18 protein-coding genes are annotated in these 18,746 nt (G+C 67.8%); 6 read left to right on the top strand and 12 right to left on the bottom strand.

From position 1 onward, the window contains the following. The first annotated feature begins 4 nt into the window (after window positions 1-4). Genes ABQE89_RS02705 through ABQE89_RS02695 form a run of 3 tightly spaced genes read left to right on the top strand, consistent with a single transcriptional unit; the run spans window position 5 to window position 3,698 of the window. Window positions 5-973 carry an acyl-CoA dehydrogenase family protein gene (locus ABQE89_RS02705; RefSeq protein WP_448413874.1) on the top strand — a complete coding sequence of 323 codons (969 nt, stop codon included), beginning with the start codon at window positions 5-7 and terminating at the stop codon, window positions 971-973. Next, on the top strand, window positions 970-2,163 hold the full coding sequence (locus tag ABQE89_RS02700; protein WP_448413871.1) for an acyl-CoA dehydrogenase family protein: 1,194 nt from the start codon (window positions 970-972) through the stop codon (window positions 2,161-2,163). The genes ABQE89_RS02705 and ABQE89_RS02700 overlap by 4 nt, the downstream gene beginning before the upstream one ends. Further along, window positions 2,163-3,698 carry a class I adenylate-forming enzyme family protein gene (locus ABQE89_RS02695; RefSeq protein WP_448413869.1) on the top strand — a complete coding sequence of 512 codons (1,536 nt, stop codon included), beginning with the start codon at window positions 2,163-2,165 and terminating at the stop codon, window positions 3,696-3,698. The genes ABQE89_RS02700 and ABQE89_RS02695 overlap by 1 nt, the downstream gene beginning before the upstream one ends. A 1-nt stretch (window position 3,699) precedes the next feature. Here ABQE89_RS02695 and ABQE89_RS02690 read toward each other — a convergent pair whose 3' ends face one another. The 9 genes from ABQE89_RS02690 to ABQE89_RS02650 form a co-directional block, all read right to left on the bottom strand. Beyond that, the gene (locus tag ABQE89_RS02690; protein ID WP_448413867.1) at window positions 3,700-4,878 is read right to left on the bottom strand and encodes an amidohydrolase family protein; all 1,179 of its coding nucleotides are present in this window, start codon (window positions 4,876-4,878) and stop codon (window positions 3,700-3,702) included. Window positions 4,879-5,147: 269 nt separating this feature from the next. Continuing rightward, window positions 5,148-5,906, bottom strand: a complete 759-nt coding sequence (locus ABQE89_RS02685; protein ID WP_448413865.1) for an SDR family NAD(P)-dependent oxidoreductase — start codon at window positions 5,904-5,906, stop codon at window positions 5,148-5,150. After that, window positions 5,903-6,502: an SDR family oxidoreductase gene (locus ABQE89_RS02680; protein ID WP_448413863.1), complete on the bottom strand. Its 600-nt coding sequence runs from the start codon at window positions 6,500-6,502 to the stop codon at window positions 5,903-5,905. Before ABQE89_RS02680 ends, ABQE89_RS02685 begins: the two co-directional genes overlap by 4 nt. A 1-nt stretch (window position 6,503) precedes the next feature. Continuing rightward, on the bottom strand, window positions 6,504-7,970 hold the full coding sequence (locus ABQE89_RS02675) for a class I adenylate-forming enzyme family protein (protein WP_448413860.1): 1,467 nt from the start codon (window positions 7,968-7,970) through the stop codon (window positions 6,504-6,506). Then, window positions 7,967-8,767, bottom strand: a complete 801-nt coding sequence (locus ABQE89_RS02670; RefSeq protein WP_448413858.1) for an enoyl-CoA hydratase/isomerase family protein — start codon at window positions 8,765-8,767, stop codon at window positions 7,967-7,969. The genes ABQE89_RS02675 and ABQE89_RS02670 overlap by 4 nt, the downstream gene beginning before the upstream one ends. Then, complete coding sequence (locus ABQE89_RS02665; RefSeq protein WP_448413856.1) at window positions 8,764-9,576, bottom strand: enoyl-CoA hydratase/isomerase family protein; 813 nt, start codon at window positions 9,574-9,576, stop codon at window positions 8,764-8,766. The genes ABQE89_RS02670 and ABQE89_RS02665 overlap by 4 nt, the downstream gene beginning before the upstream one ends. After that, window positions 9,573-10,820: an acyl-CoA dehydrogenase family protein gene (locus ABQE89_RS02660; protein ID WP_448413854.1), complete on the bottom strand. Its 1,248-nt coding sequence runs from the start codon at window positions 10,818-10,820 to the stop codon at window positions 9,573-9,575. Before ABQE89_RS02660 ends, ABQE89_RS02665 begins: the two co-directional genes overlap by 4 nt. Before the next feature lie 7 nt (window positions 10,821-10,827). After that, on the bottom strand, window positions 10,828-11,634 hold the full coding sequence (locus tag ABQE89_RS02655; RefSeq protein WP_448413852.1) for an enoyl-CoA hydratase/isomerase family protein: 807 nt from the start codon (window positions 11,632-11,634) through the stop codon (window positions 10,828-10,830). 7 nt (window positions 11,635-11,641) lie between these two features. Further along, on the bottom strand, window positions 11,642-12,901 hold the full coding sequence (locus ABQE89_RS02650) for a hypothetical protein (RefSeq protein ID WP_448413850.1): 1,260 nt from the start codon (window positions 12,899-12,901) through the stop codon (window positions 11,642-11,644). A gap of 98 nt (window positions 12,902-12,999) precedes the next feature. On the opposite strand from ABQE89_RS02650, the gene ABQE89_RS02645 reads away from it, so the two are divergent. Next, window positions 13,000-13,809 carry an enoyl-CoA hydratase/isomerase family protein gene (locus ABQE89_RS02645; RefSeq protein ID WP_448414185.1) on the top strand — a complete coding sequence of 270 codons (810 nt, stop codon included), beginning with the start codon at window positions 13,000-13,002 and terminating at the stop codon, window positions 13,807-13,809. 2 nt (window positions 13,810-13,811) lie between these two features. Here the strand turns inward: ABQE89_RS02645 and ABQE89_RS02640 are convergent, their stop codons facing one another. Continuing rightward, a complete protein-coding gene (locus ABQE89_RS02640; protein WP_448413848.1) occupies window positions 13,812-14,678 on the bottom strand; it encodes an SDR family NAD(P)-dependent oxidoreductase in 867 nt (288 codons plus the stop codon). A 106-nt stretch (window positions 14,679-14,784) separates the two neighbouring features. Here ABQE89_RS02640 and ABQE89_RS02635 point away from each other — a divergent pair, with 106 nt between their 5' ends. After that, window positions 14,785-16,290, top strand: coding sequence for a class I adenylate-forming enzyme family protein (locus ABQE89_RS02635; protein ID WP_448414183.1), 1,506 nt, complete (start codon window positions 14,785-14,787; stop codon window positions 16,288-16,290). A gap of 3 nt (window positions 16,291-16,293) precedes the next feature. Here the strand turns inward: ABQE89_RS02635 and ABQE89_RS02630 are convergent, their stop codons facing one another. Then, window positions 16,294-16,701, bottom strand: coding sequence for a Zn-ribbon domain-containing OB-fold protein (locus tag ABQE89_RS02630; RefSeq protein ID WP_448413845.1), 408 nt, complete (start codon window positions 16,699-16,701; stop codon window positions 16,294-16,296). Continuing rightward, window positions 16,701-17,846, bottom strand: coding sequence for an acetyl-CoA acetyltransferase (locus tag ABQE89_RS02625; RefSeq protein ID WP_448413843.1), 1,146 nt, complete (start codon window positions 17,844-17,846; stop codon window positions 16,701-16,703). Before ABQE89_RS02625 ends, ABQE89_RS02630 begins: the two co-directional genes overlap by 1 nt. A 5-nt stretch (window positions 17,847-17,851) precedes the next feature. On the opposite strand from ABQE89_RS02625, the gene ABQE89_RS02620 reads away from it, so the two are divergent. Continuing rightward, on the top strand, window positions 17,852-18,715 hold the full coding sequence (locus ABQE89_RS02620; RefSeq protein WP_448413841.1) for an HpcH/HpaI aldolase family protein: 864 nt from the start codon (window positions 17,852-17,854) through the stop codon (window positions 18,713-18,715). Window positions 18,716-18,746: the final 31 nt, after the last annotated feature.

Below are 18,746 nucleotides of genomic sequence, written 5' to 3'. Positions count from 1 at the left end.
CGGTATGACGCAAGAGGATTCGGCGGACGTCGACCTCGATCTGCTGCGCGCCGAGGCGCGAGACTTCTTGGCAGGCCGGGGCGCCCAGAGCTCCGTCAAGGAGCTGGCGGCCATGGATTGGACCGGGTTGCTCGTCGACGAAGACCTTGGCGGCAGCGGGTGGCGGCCGGTGGAGACCACACTGCTCGCCGAGGAACTTGGTCGCGCACAGAGTGCGGCGCAGTGGCTCGGTTGCGTCATTGCCGCGTCGGCGCTGGGTTCGGCGCCGGGCGCGGCGCGCGACCGGTGGCTGCCCGGAATGCTCGACGGGACTGCCACGGCAGCGTGCGCGCTGACAGGCGATGTCGTCCGGGTTGCCAGTGCGGATGCGATCGACATCGTTGTCACGCTGGGCCCCAACGGAATCCAGCTTTTTGAGGGGGCCGACACGCTGCCGCGAGAGCACGACGACGAGCTGTTGGACGTCAGTCGTGGAGTCTGGCGAGTGCAACTCGGCGAGGCGCAGGGCACGCTCATCGGTGGACCCGAACGAGCGGACCAACTGCTTGCACTGGCCAGGGTCCTGCTCAGCGCGGACTCACTCGGGGCGTTGTCGGCGACATTCGACCGATTGGTCGGCTACCTCAAGGAGCGGGTGGCCTTCGGCGTGCCGATCGCGAGTTTCCAAGCGATACAACACCGGTTGGTCGATTTGTTGGTCTTCGAGGCGAAGGCCCGCGCGGTCGTCATGAAGGCCGCCCGGGCCTCGGCCGCTGGTGCTGACGACGCGCTCACCCTGTCCGCGGTAGCGCACGCGTTCGTCGCCGCCAAGGCCACCGCCGCGGTCGACGAGTGCATGCAACTGTCCGGCGGTATCGGATTCACCTGGGAGTATCCTCTGCACCACGAACTGCGCCGGGTGTTCACCAACGCCTTTCTGCTGGGCACGGCCCGATCCAGCAGAGCGCTTCTCGCCGACAGGGGCGGCTGGTGAACGCCCCGCGGCCAACGGAGGGCGAGTTGGCCGAATTCCGCAGCCGGATCAGGGCGCACATCGCCGAACATGCGCCACCATTCGAGGCGAGGGAAGGACGTCGGGCGCCGGACACCGCCGAGCAGCAGAACCAGCTGCGCACGTGGTTCGCGTCCTTGTTCGACGCGGGATTCGTCGGCGCGGATTGGCCGGTCGAGTTCGGCGGCCGCGCTGATCATCACCCGTTGCACGATCGCATCGTCTCCGAGGAGATCCTGCGCGCCCGCGCGCCGCGGCCGGTGGACCAGGTGAATCTGGCGGCTCATGTGCTGCTGCACTTCGGATCCGACGAGCAGAAGTCGACGCTGTTGTCGCCGATAAGGCGCAGCGAGCATGTGTGGTGCCAGCTGCTCAGCGAACCCGATGCGGGCAGCGACATCGCCGCCGTCCGGAGCAAGGGCGTACCGCAGCCCGACGGATCCTGGGTACTCGACGGACAGAAGACCTGGATCACCGACGGGCACTGGGCCGATATGGGTCTGGCGCTGATCCGCACCGACCCGTCGTCGTCGCGCCACCACGGACTGTCGGCGTTCATCGTGCCGCTGTCGGCGCCAGGGGTGGAAGTCCGCCCGATCCGAACGATCAACGACGCGATCGAGGTCAACGAAATTTTCTTCGACGGTGTGCGGCTCTCCCCGGACAGTCTGATCGGCGAACCAGGCCAAGGCTGGTCGATCATCATGGCGGGTTTGGACTTCGAGCGCTTCGGCATCGGCGGCAACGTCATCTTGCTGGAACTCTTGATCGACGACCTCGTCACGGTCGCCTCGCACGGTCTCATCGACGGCGTGCCCGGCACGCAGCACGAGGACATCCGCCAGAAGGTCGCCGAGTTGGCCGTGGAGGTGGAGGTGGCCAAGGCCTTCATCGACGACCACGTCGAACGTCTGGTCGCCGACGCCGAGCAGGTGGGCGACGGTTCGATCGCGAAGCTCAGTTTCGCCGAGACGTATCACCAGGTGTCGGCCTACGGCGCTGAGCTGGCCGCGATGGTTTGCACCGTCGACGCCGATCCGGGCGTCGGGCTGGCCAAACAACGTCTGAAAGAATGCTGGCTGTGGTCGCGGGCATACACCGTGTCCGGTGGGAGCAACGAGATGATGCGCAACATTCTGGCCAAACGGCGTCTGCTTCTCCCTTCCCGCTGATGGCGCAGACGTACTGGAGCCTGATCGACGCGGCGGCGCAGGCGTATCCGGACCGGGTCGTGCTCGTCGACGATTTCGGCCGCAGCCTGACCAACGCACAGTTGCGCGATGCGGCGCAGCGTACCGCCGCGGCGCTGGCCGAGCGGGGCGTCACCGACGGCACGGTGGTCTCCTGGCAGCTGCCGACCACGCTGGAGACGATGGTGGTGATGGTGGCGCTGACCCGGCTCGGCGCCGTCCAGAACCCGATCCTGCCGATCTGGCGTGAACACGAAGTCGGTTTCGCTACAGCACAACTCGGTACGGAAGTCATCGTGGTGCCGGGTAGATGGCGCGGGTACGACCATGTGGCGTTGGCCGAGGACCTGGTGAGCAAGCGGCCGATGACGGTCGTGGTCGTCGACCACGAAGCACCGCTCACCGACGGGCTGCGCCTGCCCGCGGGCGATCCGGCGACGCTGCCGCCGGTGCCGACGTCGGCAACGCTGCCGCGATGGGTGTACTACTCGTCGGGCACCACCGCGGCGCCGAAGGGGGTGCGGCACTGCGACCGCTCCGTGATCGCGGGATCGGCAGGAGTGGTCGGCATGGTCGGAGCGTCGAGCAGCGACGTCAACCCGATTCCGTTCCCGGTGTCACACATCGGCGGCGCCGCGATGTTGGCGGCCAGCCTGTTGACCGGCATGCGACTTGTCTTGTTCGACGCGTTCGATCCGGTGTCCGGCCCGCTGGCCATCGCCGCGCACCGGCCCACTCTGCTCGGCACTGCGACACCGTTTTTCGTCGCCTACATGGCCGCGCAACGCGAACACGGCAGCGAGCCGCTGTTCCCGAACCTGCGGGGCTGTGTGGGCGGCGGTGCACCGATCACCGCGGAGTTGGGTCGCCAAGTACGCGAAACGCTTTCGGTCGCCGGGGTCGCGAATTCCTGGGGTCTGACCGAGTTCCCGGTGGCCACCTCACCGCGGCCGGATGCCGAGCCCGAGGTGCTCGATCACACGGTCGGCAGGCCGGTGCCCGGGGTGTCGGTGCGGGTGGTCGACGAGTCCGAGCGCGACGTCGGCGCGGGTGAGGAGGGTGAGTTGCGGCTCAAGGGACCGCAGTGCTTCCTCGGCTACGTTGACGAGACCTTGAACGCCGACGCGTTCGACGCCGACGGCTGGTTTCGCAGCGGTGACCGCGGCCGCATCGACGCCGACGGCAATGTCGTAGTGACCGGACGGATAAAGGACGCCATCATCCGCAACGCGGAGAACATCTCGGCGCTGGAGATCGAGGGTGTGCTGGCCACCCATCCGGCGGTGGCCGACGTCGCGGTGATCGGCGTGCCCGACCCGCGCACCGGTGAACGGGTGTGCGCGGTCGTGGTGGCCCGCCCCGATACCGAGGTGACGTTGGCCATGCTCGCCGAGCACTGTCAGGCGCTCGGGCTCAGCAGGCACAAGTCACCGGAGAGCCTGGAGCTGGTCGAGGCGCTGCCGCGCAACCTCACCGGCAAGGTGTTGAAAAACGAACTTCGCGTGCGGTTCGCGTGAGTCACACGCCTATTAGTTGCTTGAGGTTGGCGCCCATGACCTTCGCGGTGGTCTCGGCCGGAAGGTTGGCGAGTTCCTTGACGAAATCCGCGGGTTGGGCGAGACCCTCGGGGTGCGGGTAGTCCGAGCCGAACATCACGCGGTCGGCGCCCAGCAACTCGATGAGCTGCGACATGTCTTCCTCGTGAAACGGATTGATCCAGACGTGCCTGCGAAAGACGTCACCAGGGTGCTCGTCGAAATCCTTCGGCCGCTTGCGATACACCCGGTCGAACACGTCCAGCAGGCGGTAGGCCCACGAACCACCGTTCTCGACAACGCCGATGCGCACCCCGGGGAAGCGCTCGAAGACCCCGTGCGCGACGAACGCCGCCAGGGTGTCGAAGATGTTCCTGCTCTCCTCGTAGATGAAACCGCGCAACTTGCTCAACGCGAACCCGTTGAACTCCGCGGCATCCTCCCAGTCGTCGACGTAGCGCTCGTAACCGGAATCCGAATTGTGCATCTGTACCGAGATTCCCGACGACTCCACCAGGCGCCAGAAGTCGTCGAACTCGGGCAGTGCGGGGGAGCGCGACGTGCCATCCTCACGCGGGACGGCCGCAGGCCGGATCAGCACCGTCCGGGCGCCGTTGTCCAGGCACCACTCCAGTTCCTTGACCCCCAGCGCGGGATCGTTCAGTGAGATCGCGGGGACGGGGAAGATCCGGTTCTGATAGTTGAACGTCCAGTCCTCGAGCAGCCACCGGTTGAACGCGTGCGTGACGGCGTGGGTGAGCTCGGTGTCGGACTTGGTCCTCTCCTCGAGCATCCCCGCGGTCGTCGGGAACATCACCGCACCGTCGACGCCCTGACGGTCCATCAACGCCAGGCGCAGGTCGGGGCGGCGGAACTCGTCGGGGCAGCGGATCGGCTCGGCGAGCTCGCGCAGCGTCTTGCCGTCGGGATTTATGCCCCGGAAGTAGTCGGACCAGGCGCCCGGCGTCGGGATCACCTCGTATGTCGGGTTGGGGATCGTTTCGGTGATGACGCCGAGAATCTGAAGTTTCTTGCGGCCGTTGACGTCGACGAATTTCAGCGCGTCCGAGTACTTCTCCGGAAGATAACGCGTGTAGGCGTCGATGGTTTCGTACATGTGGTTGTCGGCATCCCACACTTCGAAGGCGTTGGGCTCGGTCATCGTCGATTCCTCTCACTCGCCCCGGCGAGACGATAGCGTCGTTATCCTAAAACGAGAGGATACATTCTCGGTCGGTGTCGAGCGTACCCGGATGTGGGCCCTTCGTTTTCTGGCCGGCAACCGCAGCGACGTGCGGCAAGCAGTCGATGTCGCGGTGACGCGCTCTGGCAGCACGAGGTGGTCGACCGCCCACAGGCGGGCGAATCCGTGTCCTTCGGCGGCGTGCACGAAATCCCGGAGGACAAGTCCGGTTTCCATGGCGGTGCCTTCTACGGATTCGTGTAGTGGCCGCCGTCGATGCCCAGGGTCTGTCCGGTGACGTAGCGCGACTGAGGACCGACAAGGAAGGCGACGGCGGCACCGATATCGCGTTCCGGGTCGCCGATACGGCCCAACGGGATTCGGTGCGAGAGGCGCTCCTCCATGGCGGGCTCGGCCTCGATGGCGGCGGTCATGGCGGGCGAATACGCCAGGGGCGAGACGATGTTGACCGTGATGCGGTGAGGCGCCCACTCTCGCGCCAGGCTCTTGGCGAAGCCGCGCAGCGCGCCCTTCATGGTGGCGTAGAGCGGCAGCGTGGCGCTGCCTTCCATGCCTGCCGGGGAAGTCATCACCAGAAACGATCCACCGCGCTCTTTGAGCGCGGGATAGGCCGAAGCGGCGCAGTGGTGGGCTCCACTCAGCGACACCGAGAAATGGTCGGTCCACAGCGCGCGGTCGACGTCGACGAGCTGGTGGGGTTGGCTGGACATAGTGCTCGTGGCGTTGTGCACCACCGCGTCGAGTCGTCCTGTGCTGGTAACGGCCAGGTCGACGGCCCCGGCGACCGAGCCGGAGTCGGTCACGTCGCAGCGTACCCAGGTCGCCCGATGGCCTCGCGAGCCGATCTCGGCAACGACGGCCTGCCCGGTCTGCGATCTCGTGGCCACGATGACGTGGGCTCCCTCGGCGGCCAGCGCCATCGCGATGCCGCGGCCCACGCCGGCTCCGGCGCCGGTCACCAACGCGGTCAAGCCGGTGAGGATCACGGCAGCATCACCGACCCGCCGTCGGCGACGATCGTCTCGCCGGCGAGATGGGCGAGGTTCGGCTGGAGCAGGAACTTCACCGACTCGGCGACGGTGTGGATCAGGGTGGAGTCGTCGACCACCGCCGGCGCGGTCAGATGCCCGGCCGCAGCGGCGCCGTCGTCGGTGAACATGGACAGCGGGACGGCCACCAGGTTGGCGCCGATGCCCTGCGAAGCCCATTGGCGGGCAGCGGATTTCACCATTGCCCGAATCCCCTCGAGGGCGGTGGTGTACGCAACCAGGCCGGCGGCGCCCGCCATCCCGATGGTCGGGACGACCACCACGATCCGACCGCCCTCGGCGCCGAAAGCTGCCCGTGCCCGTTGCAGCGCAGACAGTGTGCGCCACATCGAGTCGTCGACCAGGCGACGCCAGTCCTCGCCGCTCAGCGTCACCACGTCGGCCGGTGGTGGACATGGGTCTGCGATGACGACGGCGCCCGTGACCTCGGTGGGTATTTCGGATTCTGACGCGACCAATACCGCGTCGAGTTCCGCTGTCAGCGCGCTGGAAGGTCCCTCGGGTGGACCGAAGACGACCGTAGGAGCAGCCACGTCACCGTCCCGACCGGTGCACGTCGGCGAGGGCGACGAGTTCGCGTTTGACCACCTTGCCGACGTCGTTGCGCGGCAGTCGATCGACGAAGACCACACGCACCGGGACGCGGTACGGCGTCAGGCGCTCACGGCACCAGGCGATCAGCTCCCGCTCGCCGATCCGGTCGTCGGCGCGCACGACGAAGGCCCACGGCACTTCGCCGAGGCGTTCGTCGGGTATGCCCACCACCGCGGCTTCTCGGATTCCGTCGGCGGCCAGAAGCACGTCTTCGACGGTGCCGGGAAACACCTTCAGCCCGCCGCGGTTGATCATGTCCGACACGCGGCCGTCGAGCCACAGAAACCCGTCGTCGTCGAACCAGCCGAGATCACCGGTGTGGAACCAGCCGTCGTCGGTGAGCCTGTCGACAAATGCGGGGTCGATCTTGCGCGCCGCTGTCGTCGGGGTGCGGACCATCACCTCGTCATCGGCGATCTTGACGTCGATACCCGGAAGCGGCCGTCCCACCGAGCCCAGTTTGGTCTCGCCCCATTCACGGGCGTCGGCGGCCGACCAGCCGACGACCTCACCGCCGAGTTCCGTCTGGCCGTACGAGTTCAACACGATCACACCGAACTTGTCACGGAACCGCGCGGCTTGAACCGGGGAGAGCGGAGCAGTGATGGATCGGACGATCTTCAGCGGCGACAGGTCTGTGACCGATTCGTCGTGCAGGACCATGGTCAGCGCTGCCGGCGGCAACACCGTGGAGCGCAGCTGGTGGCGCTGCACCAGCGCTGCGAAGTCTGCAGGCGAGAACCGGTCCATCAGCACGACGCCGGAGCCCGCCCGGAAGGCGAACAGTACCTGGTAGATACCAGCCCACAGCGACAACGACAGTGGCACCAGATTGGGCATCGGCGCACGATTGTCCTTGCGGCTCCGCCGTTTTGCTCCCCGTAGTTTCGCCAGCAGCCGGTCGATCAGGTCGAGCACGGTGGTGTGGCGCAGCGGCACCGGCTTCGGCGGCCCGGTGGTCCCGGAGGTGAACTGCAGCAACGCGACGTCGGGGTCGTACTGCCGGGTGCCCGCGGGTGGTGGTGGCGACGAGTTCAGCGTCCACGCCAGTCTGGTTCCGGTGATGACGGGCAACGAAAACGTCGAGAAGCGATGGGCCAGTGCGGGCGTCGTGATCACTGCGACCGGTGTCAGGGTTTCCAGCTGGACGGCCAACTCCGCATCCGCCGCTCTCGGGTTCAGCGGCGCGTAGACGCCACCGGCCCGCCAGGTGCCGAACAGTGCCGCGACCGTGGTGGCGTCGTTGGGTAGCATCGCCGCGACCACCTGACCGGTCGTCAGCCCGGCATCGGTGAGCACCGCGCCCAGCTGATCGGCGCTCGTGGTCAGGTCGGCCCGGGACACGTCGACGTCCAGTGTGTGCACGGCGGTGTCGGGAAGTTCGGACAACAGATCGGCGAGACTCACGAGTCCGCTTCCAGCGGCTGCCAATTGGGAGGCCGCTTGTCGGCGAATGCCTGCGGGCCCTCGTTCTGGTCGGGATGGCCCCACATCGACGTCAGGTGTTTGGCGCCTTCGCGGCATGCATCGGTCAGTCCGTGCTCCAGCGCACCCCACAGGGCCCGTTTGGTGGCCCGCATCGCCGCGGGTGAGTTCCTGGCGATCTTCTCCGCCAATTCCTGCGCGACGTCGCGCAACCTTTCGGGCGGATCGACGACCTGGCTGATCATGCCGAGTTGGTATGCGCGCTGGGCGCTGAGCCGTTCGTGGCTGCCGACCAGCGCCATCCGCAGCACCGCTTCGGCGGGCATCTTCCGCATCAGCGCGATCGTCTCCATGGCGCTGACCTGACCGATGGACACGTGCGGGTCGACGAACGTGGCGTCGGAGGCCGCGATCACCACGTCGGCGTCGGCGACCCAGTGCAGTCCGCCGCCCGCACACACGCCGTTGACCGCGGTGATGACCGGCTTACCCACATTGCAGTGCCTGCCCGTGAGTTTCAGGTCCATCGTGCGCATGGTCTCCCGGTACTGCTGCACGCCTTCGCCATCGAGATCGTCGACGTCGGCGCCCACCTGAAAGGCCCTGCCGTTGCCGGTGTGCACGATCACCCGCAGGTCGGGGTCGGCGTCGAGTTCCGCCCACGCCTTCGGGAACTCTTCACGCATCACCGAGTCGTAGGCGTTGAGCCGATCGGGCCGGTTGTTGATGATCCAGCCCACCGGGCCGCGACGCTCGACGATCAGCCTCTGATAGGTCACGAAACCTCCACTGAATCAAGTGGTTGCCAGCGCGCCGGACGCTTCTCGCGCCACGCCTGTGCGCCTTCGGCGTGGTCGGGGTGGTCGCGCAAGCGCCAGATCTCGCCAGCGGCCGCCGTCCTGGCCTCGGACAGGCCGACCTCCAGGCTGTGCCACAGCGCTTTCTTGGTGGCCCGCATCGCGGTGGGGGAGTTGGTCGCGATGGCCGCGGCCAGCTGCCCGGCCGCCGCCCGCAGCTCACCGAGCGGCACGATCTGCGAGACGATGCCCAGCTCGTACGCGCGTTGGGCGGAAATCCTCTCCCCCTTGCCGCTCAGTGTCATTCGGGTGATCGCCTCCATCGGTGACTTGCGAAGCAGGGTGATCGCCTCGTACGCGACGGCCTGGCCCACCGACACGTGCGGATCGACGAACGACGCCTCCTCGGCGGCGATGACGATATCGGCGTCGGCGACCAGATGCAGGCCGCCGCCCGCGCACACCCCGTTCACCGCCGCGATCACCGGCTTCCACACGTCACAGTGCCACGACGAGATCTTCAACTCGGCGTCGCGCGTGCGGCGAGAATGTTTGCGCATCGCCTGCTTGTCCCTGGCCACCTGGACCACGTCCATACCGGTGCAGAACGCCTTGCCGTCGGCGGTGTTGACGATGACACGCACCTCGGGGTCGGCGTCCAGCCGGGCCCAGGCGGCCTCGAGCTCGTCGAGCATCAACGCATCGAACGCGTTGCCCGCATCGGGCCGGTTCAAGATGAGCCACCCGACGCCGTCGGACTTGTGCACGGTCAATCGCTGGTAGACGCTCATGACCGCGGAATCTCCTTCCAGGGCTTACCCTTCCACGGATCAGGTTCTCTGGGCAGCCCGAGCACGCGCTCGCCGAGGATGTTCTTGTTGATGTCGGTCGTGCCACCCTCGGTGCTGTTGGCGAGGCTGCGCATCATGCCCTGGACTTCGCGTGGCAGTGCATCGGGGTCGTCGGTCGCCGGCCATGCCACCGCGGCGGTGCCCAGCAGGTCCACCATGAGGTCCTGGATCTGCTGGTTGAGCGTGGCCTGATGGACCTTGCCGATGGAGGACGCCGCGCCGGGAGATTGTCCGGCCGAAAGGGCCGCGCGCACACGGGCGTTGGTCCAGCCGCGGATCTGCTCTTGCGCCCACAGCCGCATGATCTTGACCCGTACGACGGGGTCGTCCCAGCGTCCGGTTTCGCGGGCCAGGGAGATCAGCCGTTCCGCGCTGGATCCGCCGAGGCGGCCCATGCCGCCGGAGCCCGAACCCGACACCATCTGTCGTTCACTCGACAGGGTCGACGCGCTGACCCGCCAGCCGTCGTTGACCTCCCCGACCCGATTTGCGTCGGGCACCCGGGCCCCGTCGAGGAATACCTCGTTGAACTCCGACTCACCGGTGATCTGGCGCAGCGGCCGCACCTCGACGCCCGGTTGGCGCATGTCGAGCAGAAAGTAGGTGATGCCCCGGTGTTTGGGCTGATCGGGATCGGTGCGGGCGAGCAGGATCGCGAAGTCGGCCTCATCGGCCCAGGTGGTCCACACCTTCTGTCCGGAGATCACCCAGTGGTCCCCGTCGCGCACCGCCCGGGTCGCCAGCGACGCGAGATCCGAGCCCGCGCCGGGCTCGCTGAAGAGCTGACACCACTTCTCCTCGTTACCCACGATGGGCGGCAGAAAGCGCCGCCGCTGCTCTTCGGTGCCGTGGCTGAACAGGGCCGCGGCGGTGTTGTTGAGCCCCAACGGGTTGAGCCGGGTCAACCGCAGCGGTGCGAGCACACTCTCGATCGCGCGAGCGACGTCGTTGCCGATGCCAAGGCCGCCGTGTTCGGGCAGCCAGGTCGGTGCCACCAGTCCCGCACGGGCGAACGTCGGGTACCAGTCGCGGTAATCCTGTGGTGTGCGAACGGACCTCAACGCGGCGGGCCCCTCGGCCGCGGCGGCACGCCAACTGGCCGGCACCTCGGCCTCGATCCACTGCCGCACCACACTGACGGCGTCGGCCGCGGATGTTTCCGGCGTGATCGGCAATGGCGTCATCTCGTCGTCAACGGCCCTTGAAATCCGCGTCGCGCTTGTCGCGGAAGGCGCCCAGGCCTTCCTTGAAGTCCTCGCTGCGGCTCGACAGTTCGAGCGCCATCGCCTCGTTCTGCAGATGGCGGTCGAGATCGAGCCCGTTGGCACTCTGCAGCAGCCACTTGGTCAGACCCAGGGCCACCGTCGGTGCGGCGGCCAGCTGGTCAACGAGTTGGGTTGCGGCAGAGTCGAGTTCGTCATCAGGATGGGCCTCGTGGATGATGCCCCACTCGGCCGCGGCGGCTCCCGACAGCTCTTCGCCGAGCATCAGCAACCGACGGGTGCGCACCATCCCGACCAGCCGGGGTAGCAGCCAGGCCGCGCCGCTGTCGGGGGTGAAGCCGCGCGCCATGAACGGCTCCCAGAACCGCGCGTCTTCTGCGGCCACACAGAAGTCCGATGCCATGGCGACGTGGAAGCCCAGGCCCGCGGCCCAACCGCGGACCACGGAGACGACCGGAACCTGTGTTTCGAGGAGCAACGGAATCAACCTGTTGGCCTTGTTGGGCAACCGGCGCTGGGTGCTGCCCACCCGGGGTTTGCGCTCAGAGCGCGCGTTGTTGGCGATCAGATCCGCCCCCGCGCAGAAGTCCGGGCCTTCGGCGTCGATGCGGATGACGCGCACCGATTCGTCGGTGCCCGCGGCGACGAGGTGGCCGATCATCGCGTCGAGCACGGTGTCGTCGACGGCGTTGCGCCGGTCGACGCGGTCCAGCGTCAGGCACAGCACAGCGCCGTCGTGTTCGGCCCTCAACCCGGAAACGCTCGAGTACGTCACGGCGGGTTCAACGCTCCCGGAACTGGGCCGACACGGCCGTCAACAGATCGGTGAGGTTCGTCGCACCGCCCGGCGGATCCGGCAGTCGGACCGGGCCACGGTCCCTGCTCGGCAACAGGATCGTGGCATGGCCGGGCGCGGTGATCTGGCCGCGGTGATTGGTGGCCGCGAGGTCGACGTCGACGGCCGGCCGGTCGCCCTCGGCGAGGTACTTGCGCGTGATGACACCGCTGATCGTCTGCAGGTCGCCGACGTAGTTGAACAGCCGGAACTCGCAGTCCAGCTTCCACAGCCAGGCGTCGTCACCCATCCAGTCGGTGCACAGGTGGATCAGCCATGTCTCGCGCATCCGGCCGTAGTCGAACGTCGTCGGGTTCCCCGCATTTCGGGCGGCGTCCGGCTCCCAGTGCACGCGCTGTGCGACGTCGGGAATCCCGTGTCCGTTAGGGGTGTAGAAGCGCGGGATGCGTTGCCGGTTACGCCAGGCCAGCCGCAGCGGGCGCACACCGTACATGCCGGTGCCCATGCCGACGTGCCAGCACACCATGTCGGTGACGGTCAGCGGGCCCTTGGTGAGCGGGCCCAACTGGTCGCCCTCGGCCACGTCTTCGAACCAGCGCGGCTCGGCGCCCCTGGGGGCCTCGCGTGCGTAGCGCTCGTCGAGCTCGGCGATCTCGTCGGCGGTCCATGTCTTGAGTTGCACGGACTCGTACTTCTTGCGGCCCCGGGCCTTGCTGCGCTCGGTGCGGATCATGTTCCGGTACTGACCGCCCAGGATGCTGCCTTCGTCGTCGCAGAACACCTGCGCCGACCACTCGTGCACTGCGCGCCCGGCGAAGTCGCTGCTCTTGTCGAGCGCGGCGACAAGGGCGTTGCGCCGGAAGATTCGTCGGTTGGCGCGCAGCGGCGCCCACCACTCCCGTGCCGAGGAGGCATAGAAGGCGTGTACGCCGCGCAGTGGGTCGCCCTTGGTCGCCGCGCGGTCCTCGTCGGAGAGTTCGGTGACCTCGTCCTCGCCGATCAGGGTGTCGCCGCCGACCAGTGCGGGAGGCGCGATCGGTTCACCCCACACCGATTTCGTCGCGTACTCGGGATCCGACCACAGCGGGTTGGCGTCACCGTAGCTTTCCGCGACGATCCGGAAGGTGTCCTCGTTGGGGCGGCGATAGTGCGGTGGCTGGGTGTGCGGGACGGCGATGCCGACGGTGGCGCGCAACCTGGCCAGACCGTCATCGGTGATCTGGCCCGCTGCCGAGGACTGGGTCACGCATCGCCTCCTGAGTTCGGCCCAAACCGTCCCGCGGACGTCGGCGGAAATTAAGATACCCGAAAAACGGAAACGTCGTTAACGCAGGGGTGAGCCAGTTGATCGAGGAAGAGTCAGGCATCCGGGTCGCGATCGGAACCGACGGTGTCTGCCGGATCACGATCGACCGGCCGGATGTAGGAAACTCGTTGTCCCCGTTGGCTCGTGACGCACTGACCGAGGCCTTCGACCAGGCCGACGAGGACCCGTCGGTGCGGGCGGTGTTGTTGCGGGCGGCGGGGGACCGGCACTTCTGCGCGGGCGCCGGATTGGGGCCGCATTCGACACAGTCGCCGTCGGAGAAGAAGCCCGGCGACATCGCCCGGATGCTGCAGAAGGGATGGCAACGACTGGTCGCCTCGGTGCTGGACTGTGACAAGCCGGTCGTGGCCGCGGTCAAGGGTGCGGCCGCGGGCGCAGGCGCCAGCCTGGTCCTCGCCAGCGATCTGGTCGTGATGTCCACCGAGGCGAAACTGGTGGAGGCATTTGTCCACCGCGGCATCCTGCCGGACTCCGGCGCCATATACCTGCTGACCAGAATTGTCGGGCTGCGGAAGGCGACCGAACTGCTGATGCTCGGCGAACCCGTCGACGCCGCGACCTGCGAGCGGCTCAGCCTGGTCAACCGCGTGGTTGCACCGGACGAGACCGACGTCGTCGCCGAGGAACTGGCCGGACGACTGGCCGCCGGCCCCACGGTCATGCTCGCACTGACCAAACGCCTGCTGTCGGTGTCGTCGGAGTCGGGCCGGGACCGCGCATTCGAGCAGGAGGCCTGGGCACAGGAGGTGGTGTCGCACACCGCCGATCTGCAGGAAGGGCTGGCGTCGTTCGCCGAGCGTCGTCGACCGAACTTCCAGGGTCGCTGACGTCAGGCGTTGGTGGGCCCGCCGCGAATGGTGAACGTGGCGGGGTCGTCGATCTCGTCGATGGCCGCGGCGACGGATTCCGCTGTCAGTGAGCGGTTCTCGACGCCCTGGGTGACACCGATGAACACTCGCGACACCTTGCCCGCACCCACTGAATAGATGTGGGCGGTGCGGTCGCAGTCACGGTGACACAGGTAGACGACCACCGGGGTGACCAGTTCCGGGTCCATTGCCTTGCCGGCGTCGCCCATGATGTCCTCGGTCATCCGGGTGCGGGCGATCGGCGCCACGGCGTTGACGGCAATGCCGTTGCGGGCGCCCTCGATCGCCAGCACGTGCATCATCCCGACCAGGCCCATCTTGGCGGCGCCGTAATTCGTCTGCCCGAAATTACCGAACAGGCCCGTGCCAGAGGTCGTTTGGACGATTCTCCCGTAATTCTGCTCGCGCATGACCGGCCATGCGGCGCGGGTGACGTTGAAGGCGCCGGTCAGGTGCACCGACATCACCGCGTCGACCTGTTCGGCGGTCATGTTCTTGAACGCGGCGTCGCGCAGGATGCCGGCGTTGTTGACGAGGATGTCGAGTCGGCCGAAGGCCTCCACCGCCGCGGCCACGATCGCGGCGCCGCCCTCCTCGGTCGCGACGGATTCACCGTTGGCGATCGCGGTGCCGCCGGCGGCGGTGATCTCGTCGACCACCGCTTGGGCGGCCGAGATAGAGGCGCCGCTACCGTCGACCGCGCTGCCCAGATCGTTGACCACGACGCGGGCGCCTCGACGGGCGAGTTCGAGTGCGTGACAGCGGCCGAGGCCCCCGCCCGCACCCGTGACGACGGCTACCTGATCTTCGAAAGTCATTTGCGGCATGCCCGAGAGGTTACATTTACGTTGACGAGAATCGGTATTTGCATCGGAGGACGCCATGAGTGGGGGTCGCGCGCTGCTGCGCCATGCGACGCAGCGAGCCGACGGACTGCGGTCTCGGTATCGGAAGGCCGGCTTCTGGTCGGACGGGCCGCTCGATGTCGTGCGCCGCGCCGCCGAGCGGTATCCGACGCGACCGGCACTGTTCGCTCGCGGAATCGAGCTGACCCACGCAGAACTCGACGAACGGGTCGATCGCGCGGCGCACGCGCTACGGGACGCCGGTGTCGGCGCCGCGACGCCAGTGGTGGTGGTGGCCGGAAACGACGTCGACTCCGTCGTCGCAGTGCACGCGGTGACCCGGGTTGACGCGGTGGTTCTCCTCGTACCGCGCAGCGCGGGTCCGGCGCAGGTCGCCGATATCGTGGCGCGCACCGGCGCCGAGTACGGCGTGGCTTTGGGCTGGCCGCCCGTCGACGACCCGGCGTTGCGCCACGCCTGCCGCTGGATCGACACCCATGCGTCGGACCCGCCGGGGCCCCTCCGACCGACGCGACCGGCCGACGAGCCGTCCTTCGTGCTCTACACGTCGGGCACGACCTCTCGGCCCAAGGGGGTCATCCACTCGCTGAGCACCTTGGTCAAGGCGTCGCAGAACTACATCACCGCGGCCGGTCTCGGCGCCGACGACCGCATCTTCCTGATCAGCCCACTGGCCTCGGTCACCGGGGTGCTGCAGGGGTTGTTCATCGGTCCCATGCTCGCTGTGCCGGTGGTGCTCGAGGACCGCTGGGACCCCGCGGCCACGTGTGAATTGCTGCTGTCCTCGGGTGCCACGTGGTACGGCGGACCGGACCGGCTGCTCGACCGGCTGCTCGACGAAGCGGTCGCCCGCGAGCAGGCCGTGCCGCTGCGGGCGGTGTATCTCGGCGGCACGATGCTCGATCGGCGCATCGTGGAACGGGTGGAGGACGATTTCGGCATCGTCGTCATGCGGGCCTACGGATCGTCGGAGGTGCCGGTCAGCACGTCGGGGTTGCGTACCGAGAGCAGGGCGGTGCGCCACGCGGACGACGGGGTGGCGCTGCCCGATGTCGAGGTCCGGGTGGGGTCTGCGGCCGAACCGGCCGAGTGCTGCATCAGGGGCCCGCACGCATTGCTGGGTTACACGGACAGCGAGGACGACGTCGACGCGTTCGACGGAGACTGGTTCCGAACGGGCGACGTGGCCGAGGTCAGCGAGAACCGGGTGCGCATCGTCGGGCGGATCAAGGACATCGTCATCCGCAACGGGATGAAGATCCCGGCGGCCGAGGTCGAGGAGGCGGTGGCCGGTGTCCCCGGCGTGCGTGAATGCGCCGCCTATTCGGTCGCCGACGCGACCACCGGCGAACGGCTCGCGATGGCCGTGGTGCTCCAGGACGGCGTCGAGTTGTCGCTCGCCGACGTCACCGGGGTGCTGGTGGCGGGTGGGCTGCCGAAATACAAGCTGCCCGAGGAGTTGGTGTTCTGGGACGAGCCTTTGCCGCTCAACGCCAACGGCAAGGTGCAACGCAACACGCTCGAGGCGCGGTCGACGGGGCGGCCGCGGGTACTGGCCGACCGCCTCCGCTGAGCCTCAGGTGGCCGGGCGAAAGACCGGCACGACGAACCCGTCCTCGCCGTCGCGGAAGGCGATCTGTAGGTGCATGCCGGCGTGGAGTTGCTCGACGGGGCAGTCGACGAGTCGCGTCATCAGCCGGGGACCTTCCTCGAGGTCGACCATCGCGACGACATAGGGCACGTCGTCGAAGGGTGCGGCATTGCGGTGGATCACGCTCCACGTGTACAGCCGTGAGCGCCCGGTCGCGGGTGTCAAGCGCACGTCCTCGCTCCAGCAACGGGGGCAGAACGGGCGGACGTACAAGGAGTTTCGGCCGCACGCGCCGCACCTGTTGACCATCAGGGTGCGGTCCTGGACCGCCGACCACCAGGACTCGCTGTCGGTGTCGATGGTCGGCCGGTGCGGCCCGCTGGGCGCCTCCATCACTGCCTCCCGAGGATCATCGTCGCACTGTGGGTGAAGAACCCGCCCATCGCATGCACGCACGCCAAGCGGGCTCCGTCGACCTGTCTCTCACCGCATGCACCGCGCAGTTGCCGCACCGCCTCGACCATCAGGAACATTCCGCGCATGCCCGGATGACACGAGGCCAGCCCACCGCCGTCGGTGTTGGTGGGCAGTGCTCCGCCGGGGCGCAATGCACCCGAGCCGATGAACGGACCGCCCTCACCTTTCGCGCAGAAGCCCAGATCCTCCATGGTGAGCAGCACGGTCGAGGTGAACGAGTCGTAGAGCTGGCAGACGTCAATGTCGGACGGTGTGACGCCGGCCTGGGCGAATGCGCGCGGACCCGACTGTGCGGCCGCCGATGTGGTGAAGTCGGCCCACTCGCTCATGCTCACGTGGGACGCCGCGTCGGCGGCGCCGAGGATCCAGACCGGCTGGTGGGCGCAGTTCTTCGCGACCCGTTCGCTGGCGAGGACGACCGCACCGCCGCCGTCGGTGCGCAGGCACACGTGTTTGGACGTGAACGGATCGGCGAGCATCGGTGCCGCTGCGACGTCGGCGGCGGTGATCCGGCCTCGCTCAAAAGCGTTCTCGTTCATGGCCGCCCATTCGTGTGCGGCGACAGCGACCTCGGCAAGTTGTTCTTCGGTGGTGCCGTACTCGATCATGTGGCGCCTGGCTGCCATCGCGTACTTGGCGATCAGCGTGGCGCCGTAGGGCGCTTCGAACTGCATGGTGCCCCCGGTGCCCATCGCCGCCGCCGAGGCCCGCACCCGGCGCTTGACGTCGGAGCGTGCGGTCGACCCGTAGGTGAGCAGGGCCACGTCGATCTCGCCCGCCGCGATCGCCGCTGCCGCGTGCCCCGCCATGACTTCCCACGACGATCCGCCGACATTGGTGGCGTCGACCCACCTCGGCCGCAGGCCCAGGTATTCGCTCACCTCGACGGGTGGCAACAACGTCCCGTGGCCGCCGAAGCCGTCGATGTCGTCCTTCGTCAGGCCGGCGTCAGCGACCGCGCGACGCGCCGCCTGAGCCATCAGCGCCATCGCCGTCTTGTCGGGCACCCGCCCGCAATCGGACAGTGCGGCACCGACGACCGCGACCCGGTTCTCGGACATACCTAATGGTTACCACAGGTGATAATGGCGTTAACGACATAGTGGAATCCTCGTTCTCGGTCGGTTACCGTGGGTGCGTGCCGGGACCGCTTCGAGATGCCCTACGGGGTGATCGCCTGGTGCTCTGTCTCGCGCTGCTCAACGCGCGCACCCCGGACGTCCCGGCGATCGCGGCGGCCTGCGGCTACGACGCCGTCTACGTCGACCTGGAGCACACCTCGTGCTCACTGGAAACCGCGCAGATGCTCTGTGTCGCCGCGCTCGGCGCCGGTATCTCGGGTCTCGTGCGGGTGCCATCGCAGGACCCCAGTGTCATCGCCCGTGTCCTCGATGCCGGCGCTGTCGGAGTGATTGTGCCGCACGTGAATTCGGCGCAAGAGGCACAGGCGGTCGTCGACGCGGCTCGATTCCCGCCCGTCGGCCACCGGTCCATTTCCGGCCCCAACGCGGTGAGCGGATACGCGCCGCGCCCGGCCCCCGAACTCACCGCTGAGCTCGAGCGCCGGACCGTGGTGGCGGTGATGATCGAAACGCCCGCGGCGGTGGCCGGGTGCGACGAGATCGCAGCCACCGACGGGGTCGACATGGTGTTGCTGGGGGTCAGTGACCTGACCGCGGAGATGGGCATCCACGGGCAATATGAGAATGAGCATTTCCACCGTGCAGTAGACTCGGTCGCAGCGGCCTGTCGGACACATGGTGTGGCGCTGGGAGTGGCTGGGATCAAGTCCCTTGACCTGCTGGGACGCTTTGCAGGCCGGGGATTGCGATTCATCTCGGCGGGAACCGACGTCGGGATGATGACCGAGGCCGCCACGGCCCGTGCAGATGCGCTGCGTGAGCTCGAGAGCCGCACGGCGAGCCGATAACCGAAAGGTCGTCACGACAACAGGAGGACGG

The organism is Mycolicibacterium sp. XJ1819 (genome assembly GCF_053483675.1).
The sequence above is the reverse complement of the archived record's forward strand: the minus strand, read 5'-3'. Positions and strand labels throughout refer to the sequence as shown.